Source organism: Bacillus sp. SW14 (genome assembly GCF_047608225.1).
GTDB lineage: Bacteria > Bacillota > Bacilli > Bacillales > Bacillaceae > Bacillus > Bacillus subtilis_G.
In genome coordinates this window covers 288678-305461 of sequence record NZ_JBLKRW010000001.1, presented here as the reverse complement: position 1 = coordinate 305461, position 16784 = coordinate 288678, and the positions used below count along the sequence as shown (strand labels likewise).

At 42.7% G+C, this 16784-nt stretch carries 12 protein-coding genes and 3 pseudogenes; 3 read left to right on the top strand and 12 right to left on the bottom strand.

The features are described 5' to 3' along the window. Positions 1 to 88: 88 nt before the first annotated feature. On the bottom strand, positions 89 to 769 hold the full coding sequence (locus ACMX2I_RS01610) for a hypothetical protein (RefSeq protein ID WP_414955969.1): 681 nt from the start codon (positions 767 to 769) through the stop codon (positions 89 to 91). Between the two features lie 205 nt (positions 770 to 974). On the opposite strand from ACMX2I_RS01610, the gene ACMX2I_RS01605 reads away from it, so the two are divergent. After that, the gene (locus tag ACMX2I_RS01605; protein ID WP_414955968.1) at positions 975 to 2261 is read left to right on the top strand and encodes an MFS transporter; all 1287 of its coding nucleotides are present in this window, start codon (positions 975 to 977) and stop codon (positions 2259 to 2261) included. 18 nt (positions 2262 to 2279) lie between these two features. Here the strand turns inward: ACMX2I_RS01605 and dbpA are convergent, their stop codons facing one another. Both dbpA and ACMX2I_RS01595 read right to left on the bottom strand, forming a co-directional pair. Next, positions 2280 to 3719 carry an ATP-dependent RNA helicase DbpA gene (gene dbpA, locus ACMX2I_RS01600; protein WP_414955967.1) on the bottom strand — a complete coding sequence of 480 codons (1440 nt, stop codon included), beginning with the start codon at positions 3717 to 3719 and terminating at the stop codon, positions 2280 to 2282. Between the two features lie 81 nt (positions 3720 to 3800). After that, positions 3801 to 4949, bottom strand: a complete 1149-nt coding sequence (locus tag ACMX2I_RS01595) for a rhamnogalacturonan acetylesterase (protein ID WP_414955966.1) — start codon at positions 4947 to 4949, stop codon at positions 3801 to 3803. A 164-nt stretch (positions 4950 to 5113) separates the two neighbouring features. On the opposite strand from ACMX2I_RS01595, the gene ACMX2I_RS01590 reads away from it, so the two are divergent. After that, entirely contained in the window at positions 5114 to 5449 is a 336-nt protein-coding gene (locus ACMX2I_RS01590; RefSeq protein ID WP_414955965.1) for a PadR family transcriptional regulator, read from the top strand. A gap of 2 nt (positions 5450 to 5451) precedes the next feature. Continuing rightward, positions 5452 to 5973 (top strand): DUF2812 domain-containing protein, encoded by a 522-nt coding sequence (locus ACMX2I_RS01585; protein ID WP_414955964.1) that lies wholly within the window; start codon positions 5452 to 5454, stop codon positions 5971 to 5973. A 213-nt stretch (positions 5974 to 6186) separates the two neighbouring features. Here the strand turns inward: ACMX2I_RS01585 and ACMX2I_RS01580 are convergent. The 9 genes and pseudogenes from ACMX2I_RS01580 to ACMX2I_RS01540 form a co-directional block, all read right to left on the bottom strand. After that, positions 6187 to 6315 (bottom strand): annotated as a pseudogene (locus ACMX2I_RS01580) (hypothetical protein); the annotation flags it as partial. Between the two features lie 17 nt (positions 6316 to 6332). Continuing rightward, a complete protein-coding gene (locus ACMX2I_RS01575; RefSeq protein ID WP_414958281.1) occupies positions 6333 to 6749 on the bottom strand; it encodes a hypothetical protein in 417 nt (138 codons plus the stop codon). A 20-nt stretch (positions 6750 to 6769) separates the two neighbouring features. Beyond that, a complete protein-coding gene (locus tag ACMX2I_RS01570; protein WP_414955963.1) occupies positions 6770 to 7093 on the bottom strand; it encodes a YxiJ family protein in 324 nt (107 codons plus the stop codon). Beyond that, positions 7078 to 7422, bottom strand: a complete 345-nt coding sequence (locus ACMX2I_RS01565) for a hypothetical protein (protein ID WP_414955962.1) — start codon at positions 7420 to 7422, stop codon at positions 7078 to 7080. The genes ACMX2I_RS01570 and ACMX2I_RS01565 overlap by 16 nt, the downstream gene beginning before the upstream one ends. A 76-nt stretch (positions 7423 to 7498) precedes the next feature. Beyond that, positions 7499 to 7985: pseudogene (locus ACMX2I_RS01560) on the bottom strand (DUF2716 domain-containing protein). A 17-nt stretch (positions 7986 to 8002) separates the two neighbouring features. Further along, positions 8003 to 8263, bottom strand: a pseudogene (locus ACMX2I_RS01555) (DNA-binding protein); the annotation flags it as partial. A 263-nt stretch (positions 8264 to 8526) separates the two neighbouring features. Beyond that, the gene (locus tag ACMX2I_RS01550) at positions 8527 to 8937 is read right to left on the bottom strand and encodes a hypothetical protein (RefSeq protein WP_414955961.1); all 411 of its coding nucleotides are present in this window, start codon (positions 8935 to 8937) and stop codon (positions 8527 to 8529) included. A 269-nt stretch (positions 8938 to 9206) separates the two neighbouring features. Next, positions 9207 to 9689 (bottom strand): reverse transcriptase, encoded by a 483-nt coding sequence (locus ACMX2I_RS01545; RefSeq protein ID WP_414955960.1) that lies wholly within the window; start codon positions 9687 to 9689, stop codon positions 9207 to 9209. 5 nt (positions 9690 to 9694) lie between these two features. Next, positions 9695 to 16726, bottom strand: a complete 7032-nt coding sequence (locus tag ACMX2I_RS01540; RefSeq protein ID WP_414955959.1) for a DNRLRE domain-containing protein — start codon at positions 16724 to 16726, stop codon at positions 9695 to 9697. Positions 16727 to 16784 lie beyond the last annotated feature (58 nt).

Here is a 16784-nt window from a genome sequence, read left to right as displayed (position 1 = left end):
CCTCCAATCAACTAAGAACAAACTACACCTTGATTGTACATTCTTTTTGTACTAGGTCAATATCATCAGGGAAAGAGCAGGAAGCAGGTCAATACAATCCACTCAGCACCGGCTGCCCGGGCTGTTTTTGAAGCAGTGCCTCCAGATGTCGTTCAAATGCTGCCTTGTCAGCCCCCTGCTTTTTGACAATGCTGTTCATGATTTTGACGCTTTCGGCACTGTATTGCGTATATTGTTTTTTCAGCTGATCAAGCTGCTGTCTTGTCTTCTTCGCGTTTTTCGGTGTGACTTGGCTGATGAGTTTGATCATACGTTCTGTGATCTCAAAAAAAACAGCACGATTTTCTTTCAGCTGCTGCATTTCGTTGCGGCTCATTCCATGATTGCGGGTTTTTTGAAGCAAAGCGATTGCCTCAGTGTTTTGTTTTTTGAGCGGTTTGTTTTCAAGTTGAATCGCTCCAAGGTTCTCCTTCGCAATGTCTGCTTCTTCTACAGTCATGCTGCTCCGAACAAAGTATTCAGGATTGCCGATTCCATAATCAAATGCTTCGCTTACACGTATCATGGAACTGAATACAATCGCCAGCTGCTTATCGCTTGGGAGGGTCTGGAAGTCCTGTTTATTCTTATTGCTCATCGGTTTGGCTGTGGTTTGTTTGACCGTCTCTTGATCACGATCTGCAAACGTCTGAGCCTCATCTTCACTTTCGCATGCGCTCATCACAAGAACTGTGACCAGCAGGCTTATACACAAGCCTATTCGCCTCATGCTCTGTCTCCTCTCTGCTGAATCCCTTCTGGAAAATACGTAAAATGTAGTTAAATGGTACCAGATACACCTATCCCCATCAATAAACCAAAAGTATGATTTGAAGCGCAAAAACATAAACATTTTGTAAAAATTGACGTGCTTTCCATTATTTTCAGCCCCATTTCTCGTACAATAAAAGTATTGTTACCAGAGGAGGGGGCTTGTGATGAAACGTTTTACGAAACAAGAAAACAGCTGGATTTTATATGACTGGGCAAATTCTGCATACTCGATTGTCGTGACCACCGCGGTGTTTCCGTTGTTTTATAAAGCAGCTGCTGCGGAAGGCGGTGTCGGAGCTGCTCAATCGACTGCCTATTTGGGATATACCATTGCGATTTCAACGTTTATTCTTGCGATGCTCGGGCCGATTTTAGGCACGATCGCCGACTATGAAGGGTGCAAAAAAAAGTTTTTCGGTTTCTTTGTGTCAGCCGGTGTTGCCAGCACCGCGATGCTAGCCTTTATTCCGAGTGAACATTGGCTGCTTTTATTGCTGTTTTATACGATATCAGCTATCGGTTTTTCCGGCGCCAACGTGTTTTACGATGCCTTTCTCGTTGACGTCACCCCGGAGAACCGAATGAACCTCATCTCTGCACGGGGTTTTGGCTTAGGCTACATAGGAAGCACGATTCCATTTATCATCAGCATTGCTGTCATCCTGCTTGCTCAAGCAGAGTCGATTCCGCTGTCTGTATCGGCCGCAAGCCAGCTGTCCTTTTTCATAACGGCTGCCTGGTGGGGGCTGTTTACCATCCCGATGCTGAAACATGTCCATCAGCGCTATTACATCAAAAGAGAACCTCATATTGTTATCAACAGCTTTAAGCGGCTCGGCCAAACGATGAAACGGATTAGGCAGTACCGGGCGCTGTTCCTCTTTTTGCTTGCTTATTTCTTTTATATCGACGGAGTCGGCACGATTATTACGATGTCGACTTCCTATGGGTCTGATTTAGGGATCAGCCCCTCAAGCCTCCTGATCATCCTGTTTGTCACCCAGGTCGTCGCCGCGCCGTTTTCCATTGTATACGGAAAACTGGCAGAACGCTTTACGGGAAAAACAATGCTGTACGTTGGAATCGTCATTTATATGATTGTCTGTGTGTACGCTTATTTTATGGAGACAACGCTAGATTTCTGGATACTGGCCATGCTTGTCGCCACCTCGCAGGGCGGCATTCAAGCCCTCAGCCGTTCTTATTTCGCCAAGCTCGTGCCAAAGCGCCACGCCAATGAATTCTTCGGCTTTTACAACATTTTCGGAAAATTCGCTTCGATTATGGGACCGCTGCTCATTGCCGTTACCGCTCAGGTTACCGGGAGATCCTCGACTGCGGTGTTCAGCCTGATTGTTCTATTTGTAATCGGCATTGTGATCCTCGCTTTTGTCCCGGAGGAGACCAGCGCGGATATAAGCCAGCAGCAAAATGACCTGCCCCTTTAACCGGGAGCAGGTCATTCATCATTTATTCGCTTTATTCACCTTCAGCTTTTTCCCTTTGACGGTTGTGTTTTTCATCACTTTGAGAACTTGAGGGCCTTTTCCGTTTAAAATCTCCACGTAAGAGGCGTTATCCATGATCGTGATAATGCCGATGTCATCAGCTGACACACCGTCAATTTTGGCAATCGTTCCTACAAAATCAACAGCTCTGATTTTCTTTTTCTTTCCGCCGTTAAAATACAGCTTCATAATGTCTTTATTCAGCTCTTCGCTTTTGTCCTTTTTGAATTCCGGACGGTCATTCAATTTGGATAGAAAATCAGGTTTCTTCTTGGCCACTTCTTCTTGAGAAGGGGCTTCTATTTGTTGAATCTCAAACCCGATATATTCTTCAATGTCAGCTAAAAACCGTTTTTCGAAGGCCGTGACAAACGAAATGGCCTTTCCTTTGTTTCCTGCGCGCCCCGTCCGGCCTGTGCGGTGGACGTAGCTTTCCTTCTCAAGCGGCAGATCATAGTTGATGACAAGAGAGATATTTTCAATATCAATCCCGCGCGCGGCGACATCTGTCGCGACTAAGTAACGGTACTCGCCCCGTTTAAATTCATCCATGACATCGAAACGGTCTTCCTGAATCATTCCGCCGTGTATTTTATCGCACGGATACCCTAAGTTATCTAATTCATCGGTCAGCTGATTGACATGTTCTTTCGTCCGGCAGAAAATGATGCAGCTATCCGGATTTTCCGTTATTAACACATCTTTCAGCAAAGAAAACTTATGCTCTTCTCTTACTTGAATCACGGCATGTTCAATATTCCTTGTGGTAAGCCCCGCCGCTTTGATTTCGATATGCTCCGGGTTTTGCATGTATTGACGGCTTAATTTCTCAATATCCTCCGGCAGGGTCGCCGAAAACAGCATCGTCGTACGCTCAACCGGCAGATGCTTGATAATCGCCTCCACCTGCTCAATGAAGCCCATATTCAGCATCTCATCGGCTTCATCAATCACCAAATAGGACAGACGGTCTAACGGCAGCGTGCCCTTTTCGATATGATCCAAGACACGTCCCGGCGTGCCGACAACGATGTGGCTTTTTTGCTTCAGTTCAGCTTTTTGTTTATCAAAAGAAGACTTTCCAAACACGGCAGTCGCTTTGATTCGTTTAAAGCGTCCGATGTTTGTGATATCCTCTTTAACTTGCACCGCAAGCTCACGGGTCGGTGTTAAAATAAGCGCCTGCGGCTTGTTTTCGTCCCAATCCGCCAGTTCACAGAGAGGAATCCCGAATGAAGCCGTTTTCCCGCTTCCCGTCTGTGATTTGACGACAAGATCCTTTCGTTCTAGGGCAGCGGGGATCACGCTCTGCTGCACCTTGGTCGGTTCTGTATATCCCAGTCCTTCTAATGCTCGTAAAATGTCATGACTGATTTGATAGTTTTTAAAATGACTCATGTATAAACTCCTGTCTCTTGCAGATGTTCTCATTATACGCTAATTCACGCAGGCATATGTGTTTTGCCGAAAAATGACGTATTAAAATCCTTCAATTCTCTGGCGTTTCAACTCCTGAACGGCTAGCCGCGCCAGTGCGTCGGCTCCCGCGCGGTTAGGATGCAGCGTATCTCCGTCCATATATAACGCGAGTGTTTTTTCCGGACCGATTGATGTAAAGTAAGCCGAACTGAGGACATTTAAGTCAATGAGGTGCGTTTTCTCCTCTTCGGCCAAAGCCAAAATAGAAGCCCTATACCATCGGTTGACAGACGAATGAATGCCTTCAGACGTAAAATCTGTCGCCCGTCCCTGTGGTGTTGAAAGGATGACTTCCGCACCCTTCGCTTTCACCTGGCGAATCATATCTCGCATCATCTCCTTAAACTCCGCTTCAGATTCATGATGCTTCGGATTTGTATCATTAATGCCGAGCTGCAACATAAAATAATCTCCCGGCTTGATATACTTCAAGATCGCCTCAAGCTGCCCGTCATTTCGAAACCCTCTCGCGATCTGCCCGCCTGACGCCATGTTTCTGACTTGAAAGGTGTGTTTGTCGACATAGTGAGGCAGCATCTGCCCCCAGCCCGCCTGCTTGCTGCTGTTGAGCGGATAATAATTGCACACCGTCGAATCGCCGCCGACATAAATGGTTCGGTTTGTCACCGGCTGATCAGACAATTTCTTGATTTTCAAGGCACTGAGCGTAAAGGCGGTGCCTGCTTTTCCCTCTGTCACCAGCAGATTCAGCTGCCCGTCGGTGACAGGAATTTGGAACGTATCCTCCGCACCGTCTCCCGTCATATTGATGACCTGAAACACACCCTCCGCCGCCACACTGGCCCTTGCCGTATTGCCAAGCGTCACCTTCACCTCGTAAAGGCCGTTCGGGAGATCGACATTAAACGTGTTGTCACTTTTCGTCCCATACGCTAAAAACTGAACCGCATCACTCTTCACACCAGTCCCGGATGCCGTCACATCCTTCATATTCTCCGGTGTTTGAAAACCGTAGCCCTTTGACCGGTCATAGCGATCAGACGCCCTGACACCAATGTAATCAGGCTCAACCGAAAAGCTTCCAAAATCAAACTGATACACCTTCTGCTCCGCCGCCTTCACACTCTCAATCCCGCCGGAACACAGCATCAACATCATCACAAAACCCGCAGCCATCCACTTTTTCATCAAGATTCCCCCTCTATGAAAACGCATACATTAATGCATACTCGGTGATTATTGCTTTATGATGGCTGAAAGCAGAAGAAAATTGTGTTGACAAACAGAGAGGAAAATTTTATTATATCAATGGTTGATATATCGTTTATTGATATAAGGAATGAGGTGAACACTTGCCAAAGCAGCGTCCGCAGGAAATGGATCAGCTTACCGATCCAGCCTATTATATTGTCTTAACATTGCTGGAACCAAAGCACGGATACTCGATCATGCAGGAGATTCAGGAAATGACCGATGACTCCTTCACGATCGGCCCGGCTACCTTATATACATTGTTAAAGAAATTACTGCAAGAAGAGATCATTGAGCTTGTCAACAATGACAACCCGCGCCGCAAAGTGTACCAAACAACACGAAATGGCCAAGAATTACTCAAAAAAGAAATTCAGCGCAGAAAAGTGATGGCTGAACACGGAGAACGCGCTTTTCAACAATTGAAAGGAGATTAGTCATGAAACAGAAAAAATATATGATGTCTGAAGGATTGGCGTTTTCAGAAGAAAAAGATATGAAGAGACTAAGTGATATGGCCAGCAAAGGCTGGGTGCTCGATTCATTTGCGTTTATGGGATATAAGCTTAGAAAAGCTGAGCCGCGGAAATTGATCTACAGTATTGATTATCATGATGTTGGGGAAGAAAGCTTGGCGGAATACACTGAGATGTTTGAAGCGGCCGGATGGGAGCGTGTTTGCTCTTCACAAGGTATGCATATCTTTTCGGCTGAGCCCGGGACCTCGCCGATATACAGTGATCAATCCACCATGAAAGAAAAATATAAAAGAAGCGAAAAAGCTGTACGAAACGTCACTTGCACCTTGAGTTTCCTAACTCTTTTGTCAATCACACTCCATTATGTAACCGGATTATCAAATTGGGTGCCTTTGGCTTTCCTGATCGTGACTTTTCCGTTTCTCGTTACATATGCTGCAGCAAAAAGCAGGACACTTGGAAAGTGGGGAAAATCAGTGTGACTTCTTGTCACACTTGATCACATCCCATCCGCCACAATAGAAACTCATTTGGTCTTCTTGATCATACACATAATAACGGAGTCTTTCCCATTGATCATCAGTCGGTAAAATCTCCAATTCAACCGAATCGATGGATTCAAGATCATCCAGCTTCGATGCACTGATGTCTTCAAACCGCAAATGAATGTCACAGGTTTGAGTCGAGAGTTTTAATTCAAACACAGGAATATGAATATAACGATCATCTGCTTTCATATAGAAAATAAACTCGTTTAATGTAAATGGACCTGTATCCGCATGAGAAAGATGCTTTTTCAATTTCTCGTATTGTGTGATATTCAAATGGATTCCCCCTATTTTTATGAGTCGTCGCCAACCATATAGATGTCCACAGCATCGTATTCAAACCACATGATCCGTTCGCCTGAGTCCGTCAGGCATTGGAGCTTCCCCTCGAAAAAATAGCTTTTATCCGGTTGAGGATCAGTGATCAGAAAAACATCATCATTGATAGAAGCTAACAGAAAGAGAAAATCTGCAATATCACGGTCTGCTTTCTTTAATACGGAATGGAAATGAAATTCCCTTTTGGCCAGCTTCGTCACCTTGTAAGCATGACCTTCAAAATACTCGGACAGTTGTTCTATAATTGAACCAGTCGTTATCACCTGTATCATGATTCGCTCATAGGTAAGCCCTTGCCAAAAACGATAAAACGACTCTGCATCTTCAAGTTCGCACGACGTAATGGTTTGGTCTGGCTTAAGATCAACCATGTCCAAATTGCCGATACTGCTTATAGAGGTTTTTCCATAGAATTCTCCTCCGTGGCTAGCGCAAAGCAAATCTCTTGTCTGACTTGTTCATAGAAGAAAATGTAATGGTACAGATCGGTATCATTTTTGATCATATCCGGCGATATTTCAGGATACAGCTCAAAAAAACTTTTCTCCAACGAACGCCGCTGATGCCGGGGCATCCTTTTATTCGCCAGGACATAATCCAAACTGCCAGCAACAAGCATAAAAAACTCATATATTTCTGCTTCAAAGCCGTACAATTCATCAGGGTACGGCTTTTCTTCAAGCTCTTGCTGTCTTTTTCTCAGTTTTTCAAACACGCTGATCCTCTCCCTTCAGCCACCTCATATTGCCGGCAATAAAAGCGAAACGTCTGCTCTTCCCATTCTTCCACAAGGTACATGCCTTGTGGCTGTGATTCAATGTGGAGAAGACCATCAGACATATCCGAAAGCGTTTCCATATCTCGTACCTTAACAGCTGAAACGTCTTTGAATGTGAAAACAATCGAACGGGAATGATAAACAGCTGATAACTGAATAGTATAAATGGTACCAAGAACGTTATCTCTTTCCCTATAAAGACGCCATTTCTTGATATACTGAAACATAATAGTAGAAGTTCCTGAAATACTCAACTCATCTGCCAATTTCGATTCCTCCGTTGACGCTTTCCTATACTCCATACTCACTTACATTATGAAAGACACATGTTTAATAACAAACTCATCTATCTTGAAACAGGATAGGCGGATAGTTATCTATCGCCTCCAACAGCTCTTCACCAAACACAGTGGTTGTACATTTCCACGGATCACCCAAAGGCCCCCATGAAAAGTCCTGATGAAAAAAGAAATAATAGTCTCCATTTGGAAATACGGAAACAGGCCATTCGCCAAATTCATCCTGAGGCATTGTCTGATGAGGGCTAAAGATATATCCGTCATGCTGCCAGTCTAATGCGTACATCATATCGCTTTTTCCAGTACATGATTGAAGTGCTTTTAAAATCGAAGTCTCTAAATCATTCAGCACTCTGACCACATCATCATTACTGGCTTTACCGCTCATCCCGCTTGAAATTTCAAACACTCGATATGGAAGGCGGGATGATGTGATGACATCTGCTTCCGGGTTTCCATTTTATGAGCTTGTTCACTTCTGACCAGATGCGGTCTTGTTTTGTCTGACTTAAAGCGTGCCAATTCATCATAGTCTCATCCCTCCACCTTATTGGATATCCTGCTTATAAACACCTGAAGAGACCACTGCGTAAACAGCGTTACTTGTCAGTTTCACCTGTTGAACGTCAAGGGCTTCACCGTTCGAGTCACAGCATGTTATCTCTTTCATCTCTGGACTCACATCGGCAGAAATCAAATATAGAGACGGCTTAAGGTCTGTCCTGTAACAGTTGACCGTCCCAACCCAAAAACCTTCTTTTGATACTGTAAGCTGATCAAATGCTTCTGATTCAGGTGCTTCATCCGACTCAGCATGGAAAAAATAATCTTGGGTTCGTGTTGATGATTTTATTCATTTTTAATTTTTTCATTGGTTATGCTCCCGGTTAGAAATGAAGTGATAAGAATAAGCCATTTATTAGCTATTAGTAACGGACAGCCTAGTTTATTAATCGTTTTGATATAAAGCTACTTTCCAATTCAGTCTTAAAACGCGATGACGTTGTCTTTTACATTTCGTCTGGCTGATGTTATGTTCTATAGGAAAAGAGGCTGACAACCTCTCTTTTCTTATTTAGTGTTTAATTGGTATGCATAAAACGATTGATCATCAAAGCGAACTGTTTCAGCTTCTATAGCAATCAGCATTCTGTTCATGTCAATGAGAAAGTTAGCATTTGATTGATACTCCGGAATTACACAATTTGTTAGATTCCCGATTCCTTCTGGATGATAACTCATCTCAAAAACTTGCCAATTGTATTCTTCCGGATCTATTTTTTCCAATCTTATATCACCGTCACCTCCATTAAAATAAACAGAAGCAACATTTTGATAAATAATATTATGCGTATATTCAGCTTTATTTTGAACAACCTGAATCTCAATTAAGAGTTCTTTTTTAAAGAACTGATAATCGACCTTTAAAACATTGCAACCCCCGTCAATATAATCTATCAATTGTTCAATTGTTTTGTACATTCTTCCTCTCCTGACTAACCTCTGTTTTTATACCAACAAATCCGTATATAAAAGGGGCTTGATGATAATCATAAGTCATCATCAAGCCGAAAATATCTTACTTTGTATATTGTTTTATCCAATCATTTATATCATCTTTTGAATGCAAATAATCATCTGGAGAATCTTTCAAATCAATCCCGCTTTTGATTTTATATATGCCTTCTATTAGCTTTACCGTGGTCAAACTGAAACCACGTATTCAAAGACTAAATGATTAAGTTATAAACTTACAGTTTTTTTGCATAAAAGAGCTCACAACCATATTCGGTGTGAAATAAACAGATTGCAAATGTAAAAGATGGTTCTAGCAAGATAAAGCTATTAGAAAGTAATTGACCTTCAAATTCAATAAAATCTAATAAACAGCCTAGATGCTCTACACAATCTTTCAGGGTACTCTTGATGGCTCCCACTTCATCACTATGTGGATGAAATAGATAGACAATATCATTTATGCTCTCAGAACCCAAGGTAACAATGGTTTCTTTTAATAACTGTTTAGCCTCCTTTTTGCTATTCACCTTCATTTCACGCAACATACCTTCAACAGAATTTGATAAGACAGCTTCCAACAAATCGCGGCTTTGCCCTACATCAGCTAGTTGATAAACAAATCCTTTTTTTTCGCAGTATTGTAATCTCTCTTTTAATTGTTTTATTAAAATTTTTTTCTTATTCTTCTTAAGTTTTTCATCTAATTTTCTTCTCAATTACCCTATCTCCTTCTTTTTGTTCTATATCCTTTAAAATGTTCTGGATAATGTCCTTTGAGTTGATTGTACCTCCCTTTTTTTAATGGACTTCTACCTTTTCCAACACCATGGAAATGGGGCCCTCTACCTCGTTTATCATGTTTATGAAGTACCACATATTTTTTATGACTTCCTCTTCCAATTCTACCAAAAGAATATACAGTTCTATGCTCACTACTACCATCGTATACTTTTTTATGCATTTTAAATTGAGAAGAAGTAGGTATTCCGGCAGCCCGTTTAGCAGCCCTGAATGAAGCCCTCCTACTCATTTGTTGGGTAGCTTTATAAACCCTCTTAGCACCCTTAAATATCTTCCCAGGACCAAAGTTAGAAGCAGCTGCCCAAGCAGCACCTTTCCACCCTTTTCCTGATTTATACGCCTTATACCCATCATAGGCTGCAAATCCGGCATTTACCACAAGCCATACCCAATGCCCATCCGGATCAACATTCATCACCGGGTTATTATTTCCATAAGTATACCCATTCTGATCCAATGAATCTCCGTCGCTGCCCGGGTCTGGGTCGAGCGATAAGAACACGCCGTTTCTTGGCTCGTAGTAGCGGGCCATGAGGTAGTACAGGCCTGTTTCCTCATCATATTGGTAGCCTGCGTAGCGGTAGCGGTTGTCTTTTACTTCATCGCTTGCTTCGGTTTTTGTTGGATTTCCCCATGCGTCATATTGATACTTGGCAACGGTTTTTCCAGTGCTGTCTGAGATTGCGATGACGTCTCCGTGTGCGTTGTAGTGATAGAAATATTTCTTGCCATTCTCTGTGTAGGATAACAGCTGGCCGCTGTCACCATACGTGTATGATTTTGTGACTTTGTTGTCTGCGTCAGTTTCATACAAGACGTTCAAGCTGTCTCCGTCATAGAAATAGTTCGTGACGTTTCCGTTGACGGTTTTTTGGATTCTGTTTCCTTTTTCGTCATACTTATACGTTGCGAATGGCTTGTCTTCGCCTTTTTTTGTAACGGCGGCCAGGTTATCTTCTGCATCCCACGTATATGTGAATGTGCCGTCGGATGTGCGGTTGCCGTTTTTATCGTAAGAGATGCTTTCATTATTGACTTTTGTCAGCTGGTTCATGATGTTGAAGGAAGCGTTCACCGTTTTGCTTGAGCCATCTTTTACAGTTGTAACGGTTTTCCGGTTTCCGAATCCGTCATATGTGTATGCAATGACAGTACCGTCTTCATGGGTTACTTTGACAAGCTGATTCAGCTTCCCATACTCATATTGCACCTTGCCGCTTGCTGAGCTGTTTATCGTTGTGCGATTGCCGTTGGCGTCGTACTCATAGCTTTCCGTCAGAATGCTTCCGCCGTTTTTGTCGCCGATATGCAGCGAGCTTACAAGGTTTCTTTCGTCATAAGAAAAACTTGTTCCGCCGCCGTTGCCCGTAATAAAGGTTTGGACGTTGCCATTTTCATCATAATCAAATGAATATGATGATGCACTGTCTTTCATCTCAATCATTTGATCCAGTTTGTTATACGTAAATTGATTTGTTCCTTTTTGGTCCCCGTGGCTCCATAAGAAGGTTTTGAGCTTATCGGAGTCACTAGGATATGTCCACGTTTGGCTGCCGCCCCGGTCACTCAATTCGGTTAAGCGGTTATTGTTGTCAAATGTCCGTTTCTTTGTGGTGTTCTGCTCTTTATTAACGACCGACGTTTCATTTCCATTTTTGTCATATGTGAAATTGTACTTTTCTGTACCGTTATACGATTTTGATTTCACCCGGTCTGTTCCATCATAAGAAAGAGACACTTCGGTGCCATTCGGTGAAATGGTTTTGGTCAGGTTGCTGTTGGCATCATATTCGCTTGCTAACACATTTCCCAGAGGGTCAGTTGTTTTGACAAGCTTGCCCATCACATCATATTCGTATTTATAGGTTTGATCTGCTCCCGCCCGGATGGTTTTGCTTACCTCATTGCCTTCCTTATCATAGCTGTGAAGGATAGACGTGCCGTTAGAGAGCGTCATGTTTGTCAATTGGTCTGCCTGATCATACGTATAGGTTGTTTTTTCACCTTTTGCATCCGTTTCAGACGTTTTTTTACCAGTTTCATCGTAATCAGTTGAAGTGGCGTAACCTAGTTCGTCCTCTTCCTTGGTCATATAGTTCCCATTACTGTCATACGTGCTTTTGGTTAAAAGGCTTCCTTCAATCAGACGGATATCATCAAACCAGACTGTGCCTGTCGCACTCTTTTGGAACAGAATGCTGATATCGACTTTATTGATTGGCTTTGTTTTTGGTATAACAACTGCAGCCCGGTTCCATTCCTGTGTTCCAGAAGGGAATTTCGCATTGTATACACCTGTGCTGCCGTCCGCGTAAGTGACATTCGCCTGCAGAGAATAGTCTTTTTCATCTGTAAACTTAACGCTGCTGGCTTTCGACATTCCTGTCAGTGTAAGATAAACTGGTTTGTCGTTTGCGCTTTGCCCTAAGACAACGGTTTGTTTTGTGACTGATCCGGCTTGGGACGCACTGGTCCGGGCAGCTTTTAATGATACGTCATCATTAAAGCCTTCTTCAGAATCAACAGATGCCCCGCTTACATTCCAGTTTTCCGTTGCCGATGTGAAGCTGCTGTTTTGAACTGGGTTATAGCTTGACGATACTTCGCCTTTTTCCAGCTGTACTTCATCAAACCATGCCTTCCCTTTGCCATCTTTATCTCTATGATCGACTTCCATGTACACTACAGCTTTTCCTGCATTTGCTGGAGTCGTAAAAGTGATTTGCCGTTTGGTCCAGTCGTTTTTCCCGGCTAATGCACTGTATTCATTGTGAATCCATTGAATTCGTTTTTGATCTTTGTCTCGCAAATCAATATTAAAGTAGGCTCTTGATTTCGCTAGATCTGTTTTGATTTTCCCGCTTAATGTATAGGTTGTATTCGGCTCCAGCTCAACTGTTTGTGTCGCTGACGAATACCCGAGATCTGTTCCGGCAGTCGTTGATTGGCTCAAGACTTCCAATGCCTTTGATCCGGATAGAACCCCGCTTTTAGCGGCGATGACTGAGATTTTGCCGCTGTCTTTAGATGCAGTCAGATTCCAGCCCGATTTTTGTGCTTCAAAGCTTCCATCTTTCAGAATATTAGTTGAGGCTGATAAATCTTTGCTGGATTGAATCTGATTTCCGTATTTATCATAAACAGCCGCTGAAGATGATTTTCCGCTCTGATCGGTTTCAGATACAGCATCCAGTCCGTCATAGGCAATATCAGTGACATTCCCTTCGGTATCCTTCATCTTTGTGACGTCGTTGTTTTTGTTGTATTCGTATGTCTCAGTTCCATATGCGTCTTTAACGGATGTAACGTTGCCATCTTTGTCATATTGATAGATTTCCGTTGCTTTTCCGGTGCCGACGTCGTTTGGATCTACATCTTCTACGACATTATTGCCTTCATATTTTGTATTCGTTGTAATTTTTAGCCCTTCCGCATCATCAATGACCTGAATGGGATTTCCCGCTTCATTATAGCCATACTGTACTTTCCGGCCATTTGGCTGTGTCATGAGAAGCGTCTTTTTATCAGCATCATAGCTATAGACATATGTTTCTTTTTTAGCGTTGATCGCTTTTCCGAGACGGTGCCCGCTATACTGATATTCGGTAAAGACAGGCTTTGCTTCGATACTGTTGGCTGAATATTGTTTGACCAGACGCCCTTCGCCATCATAGTCATAGCTTGTGACAGTCCCGTCTGTGTCCGTGACTTTCTTCAGTAAATCATTCTCATATGAGTAGGTGACTTTCTTATTTTTAGGCCCGGTGATGGAAGTCACATGGCCATTTCCATCATATATGAATGTGAGCTTGCGGCCTGATGCGTCTGTAATGGCTGTCAGTTGATTTTTGTCATTGTAAGTGTAGACAGTTGCATTGTTGTGGCCATCCACTACTTTTTGGAGTTTGCCGCCTTTTTTATTAAAATAAGCGTTGGTTTGATCCTTTGTTTTTAATATGAACTGATCAGCTGTTTCTGTTAATTCAAGATATACACCGGTCGGCGGCTGATACGTGCCATCGGCTTTTTTAGTAAATCGATGTGTCGTAGCGTCTTCATCAATATACATTGCCCCGCCGTCCGTCGGGATGACAGATGTTTCTGCATCAGCATACCAGCCTTGTCCAAATAAGTGATCGGAGCTGTCAAGACTGTTGTAGGTTCTCGATAAGCCAAGTCCCGGTCCGCGCCCGTCAATTGACATATCTTCTTCATTCACAATGACATTTCCTGTCGCACCGTTTAACTGGCCGCTTGGGATATCAATGATAGACCAGTATTCTTCCGTTCCAAGGAATTCTGCGCCTTCATTGAACGTTGGGTTAAAGGGTGCTGTCGGGATCGTTTCACCATTCGCATCATAGGCGGAAAGAGTGAAGGAATAATTCTTCTTCCCTTTGTAATTTCCATTTGCATTGTTATAGACAGGTGACGGGTCAAGTGCCAATTCACGGCCTTTTCCGTCTGTATGCAGCTTGTAGCTTCCGGCTTTTATTTCCTCAGAAGTCGGCCAAATGTTTTTATTTTGGGTTGTCCAATGATCCACGTTACCAACATCATAGGACTGATATTCTTTGCCGTTATAGATATTAATTTTATAGCCTTTCGCATTTTGAACCTTTTCCCATATCAAATTCACATAGCCAGTTTGGCTTGATTTTGTGTTTGTATACACATAACCCGATAAGTTCTTTGGTTTAGCGATATCAGGAAGTGTCGGGTTGGCAGCCGGTGATGCAATGGCTTCGCCGTCTTTGTTATAGGCGATTATTTTAAAAGAGTAATTTTTTTTGGCTGCATCCCCACCGGCGTTTTTATAGGTTGGTCCGGGATTGATCGGCAGCTCTGCTCCGCTTCCATCCTTTAGGTGAAGAGCATATTTTCCCGCTTTAATTTCTGCACTTGTCGGCCAGATCTTTTTCCCCTTGGTGGTCCAAGACGTCTGATTTCCGAGATCAAGTGTCTCAAAGCCTTTCCCATTGAACACCTGAACTTTATAGCCGGTTGCACCTGATACAGCTTTCCAAGAAAGATCGAAGTATCCTGTGGCATTCCCATTATTAAAGCCCTTTGTTGACGGTGCTTGTGCTTTTCCTACATTAGGGATAACAGGCTTTGCCGGTGCGGACATCGCTCCTTCTCCCTGATCAAAGATCGCGCTGACCCCGATCCAATAGTTTTTGCTTGTGGCATAGCTTCCGCCGGAGTTCTTATACACTGGAGATGGATCTAGCGCTAATTCAGTTCCGCCGTTTCCATCAAGGTGAAGCTTGTACTTACCGGATGAAATTTCTGCACTTGTCGGCCAAATGTTTTTCCCTTTTGTGCTCCAGGATGTCGTGTTGCCGACTGAGATCGCTTGATATTCTTTCCCATTATAAATCCATACCTTATAGCCTTTTGCACCCTCGGCCTTTTTCCAGCTGATATTGAAAAAACCAGTGCCGTTCCCGTTATTGTATGCTTTAACAGCAGGTGTGCTCGCCTTCGGGATGGTGTATGTCACTTCAATATAAGGCTTATTGTTTGAGTTCGCTGAGGAAATTAGTTTTTTCCAATATTCCTTTCCGTTTCCGTTTGCATGAAGCTTAAATCCATAATTGGCCCCGCCGGAGTTCCATGACTTTACAGCAGCCGTCACATCGTAACTCGCCCACTGTCCTTTATGGACATCGGCTTTTCCGATATTTTTAGATGCGGGTTTTGTGTTCCAAGTAACTTTTGCATTATCATAATTGCTGTTGACTGTATCCAACCAAAGACCAGTTGCCTTTGTTCCATAATAGGAATGGGCTACGTATGTTTTTAATGTAGCTTTGCTGACTGTCATATTTTGAATCGGTTTTAGATTGTTAAATTTCATAAACGCATAATTGGTGCCTGTTGTTTTGTCGTAATAACCCGTTTTCAGCACATAGGCCTTCAGATTAGCATCCCATTTTTGTGAAGATGCCGAATAGTTGGTCGTCGGGTAGGCACTCATGACAAACGTATCTGATGAAACAGATAAAGATGTTGACGGGTCGATAGAGACTGGATATACGCGTTCCGGATCTTTCAACCAGTTCTCATCTGCCGTGAGATGAAGCAAATACCCTTCTTCATTCTTTTCCAGCTTGTAGCTGACTTTGTCTGACCGTTCAACCTCGCCAGAAAGCTCATCTAGATTTGAATCCGTCATAAAAGGCTTAGGCACAGAAAAAACAACTTTTCCTTTTTCATCAGAAAAATCAATGGAACCATCTTCTTGTTCTTTACCCTGTAAATCGGTTTTGACCTGAAATGTAAATGTGTTGTATCCATCATACTGATGAAGGACTAAATCTTCTTTTATGTTTTCATTGAATGTGAAAGTCTGAAGATCAATATTCGGAAAAACATCCGGATAAACAATCTCATTACTGTCAGTCTTAAAATCTGCTGAGGTGTCTTTCGGAGTAAGTGAAGTTTTATTTGGGCCTTTCGCTTCTGCAAGTGAATATGTAAGTTTGTGGTCATTGTGCTCAAAAGTCGCATAAAGCCCGTTCTTCATTTGCTTTTGAAAATCTGAATTCAAAACGGCATTCTCTGTCTCGACTTGTTTGCTTGTCGATTCTTTTAACTCAGGAGAAATGTCTTCCCAGTCAGCATTCGGTGTTTCCTTTGTATGAATAGGGTCAAGATATACTTCCTGTTTATAAACACCGTCCCCTTCATAATAGAGCTTTGTATTTTCAGTTCTTTCTGAGGTAATCTCTCCCTCTTTGTTTATATCTTTTTGATTGAAAGGTACAGCTTGCTCTGTTTGTTCATTCTGAAGAGTTTCTTCTGGATCAGAAGCCGCAACACGATTTCCCTCCTCTTCTTCTGTGGTTTTTGCTAGTACATCTACTGGCAATAATGAAATCATTAGGGCCAACACTAAAAATACTGCAATGAACCTTTTAAAGGTCCGCCTCTTTCTTTTTTTCATTTTCTCTCTCCTTTTGTAATAAAAGTAATATTCATTCAATGATTTTAACTAGATTGAA

Excerpts from the sequence above, each read along its gene's own strand:
- ACMX2I_RS01595 (WP_414955966.1), bottom strand. The coding sequence starts at position 4,949 with ATGAAAAAGTGGATGGCTGCGGGTTTTGTGATGATGTTGATGCTGTGT.
- ACMX2I_RS01610 (WP_414955969.1), bottom strand. The coding sequence starts at position 769 with ATGAGGCGAATAGGCTTGTGTATAAGCCTGCTGGTCACAGTTCTTGTG.
- ACMX2I_RS01550 (WP_414955961.1), bottom strand. The coding sequence starts at position 8,937 with ATGTACAAAACAATTGAACAATTGATAGATTATATTGACGGGGGTTGC.
- dbpA (WP_414955967.1), bottom strand. The coding sequence starts at position 3,719 with ATGAGTCATTTTAAAAACTATCAAATCAGTCATGACATTTTACGAGCA.
- ACMX2I_RS01585 (WP_414955964.1), top strand. The coding sequence starts at position 5,452 with ATGAAACAGAAAAAATATATGATGTCTGAAGGATTGGCGTTTTCAGAA.
- ACMX2I_RS01540 (WP_414955959.1), bottom strand. The coding sequence starts at position 16,726 with ATGAAAAAAAGAAAGAGGCGGACCTTTAAAAGGTTCATTGCAGTATTT.
- ACMX2I_RS01575 (WP_414958281.1), bottom strand. The coding sequence starts at position 6,749 with ATGGTTGATCTTAAGCCAGACCAAACCATTACGTCGTGCGAACTTGAA.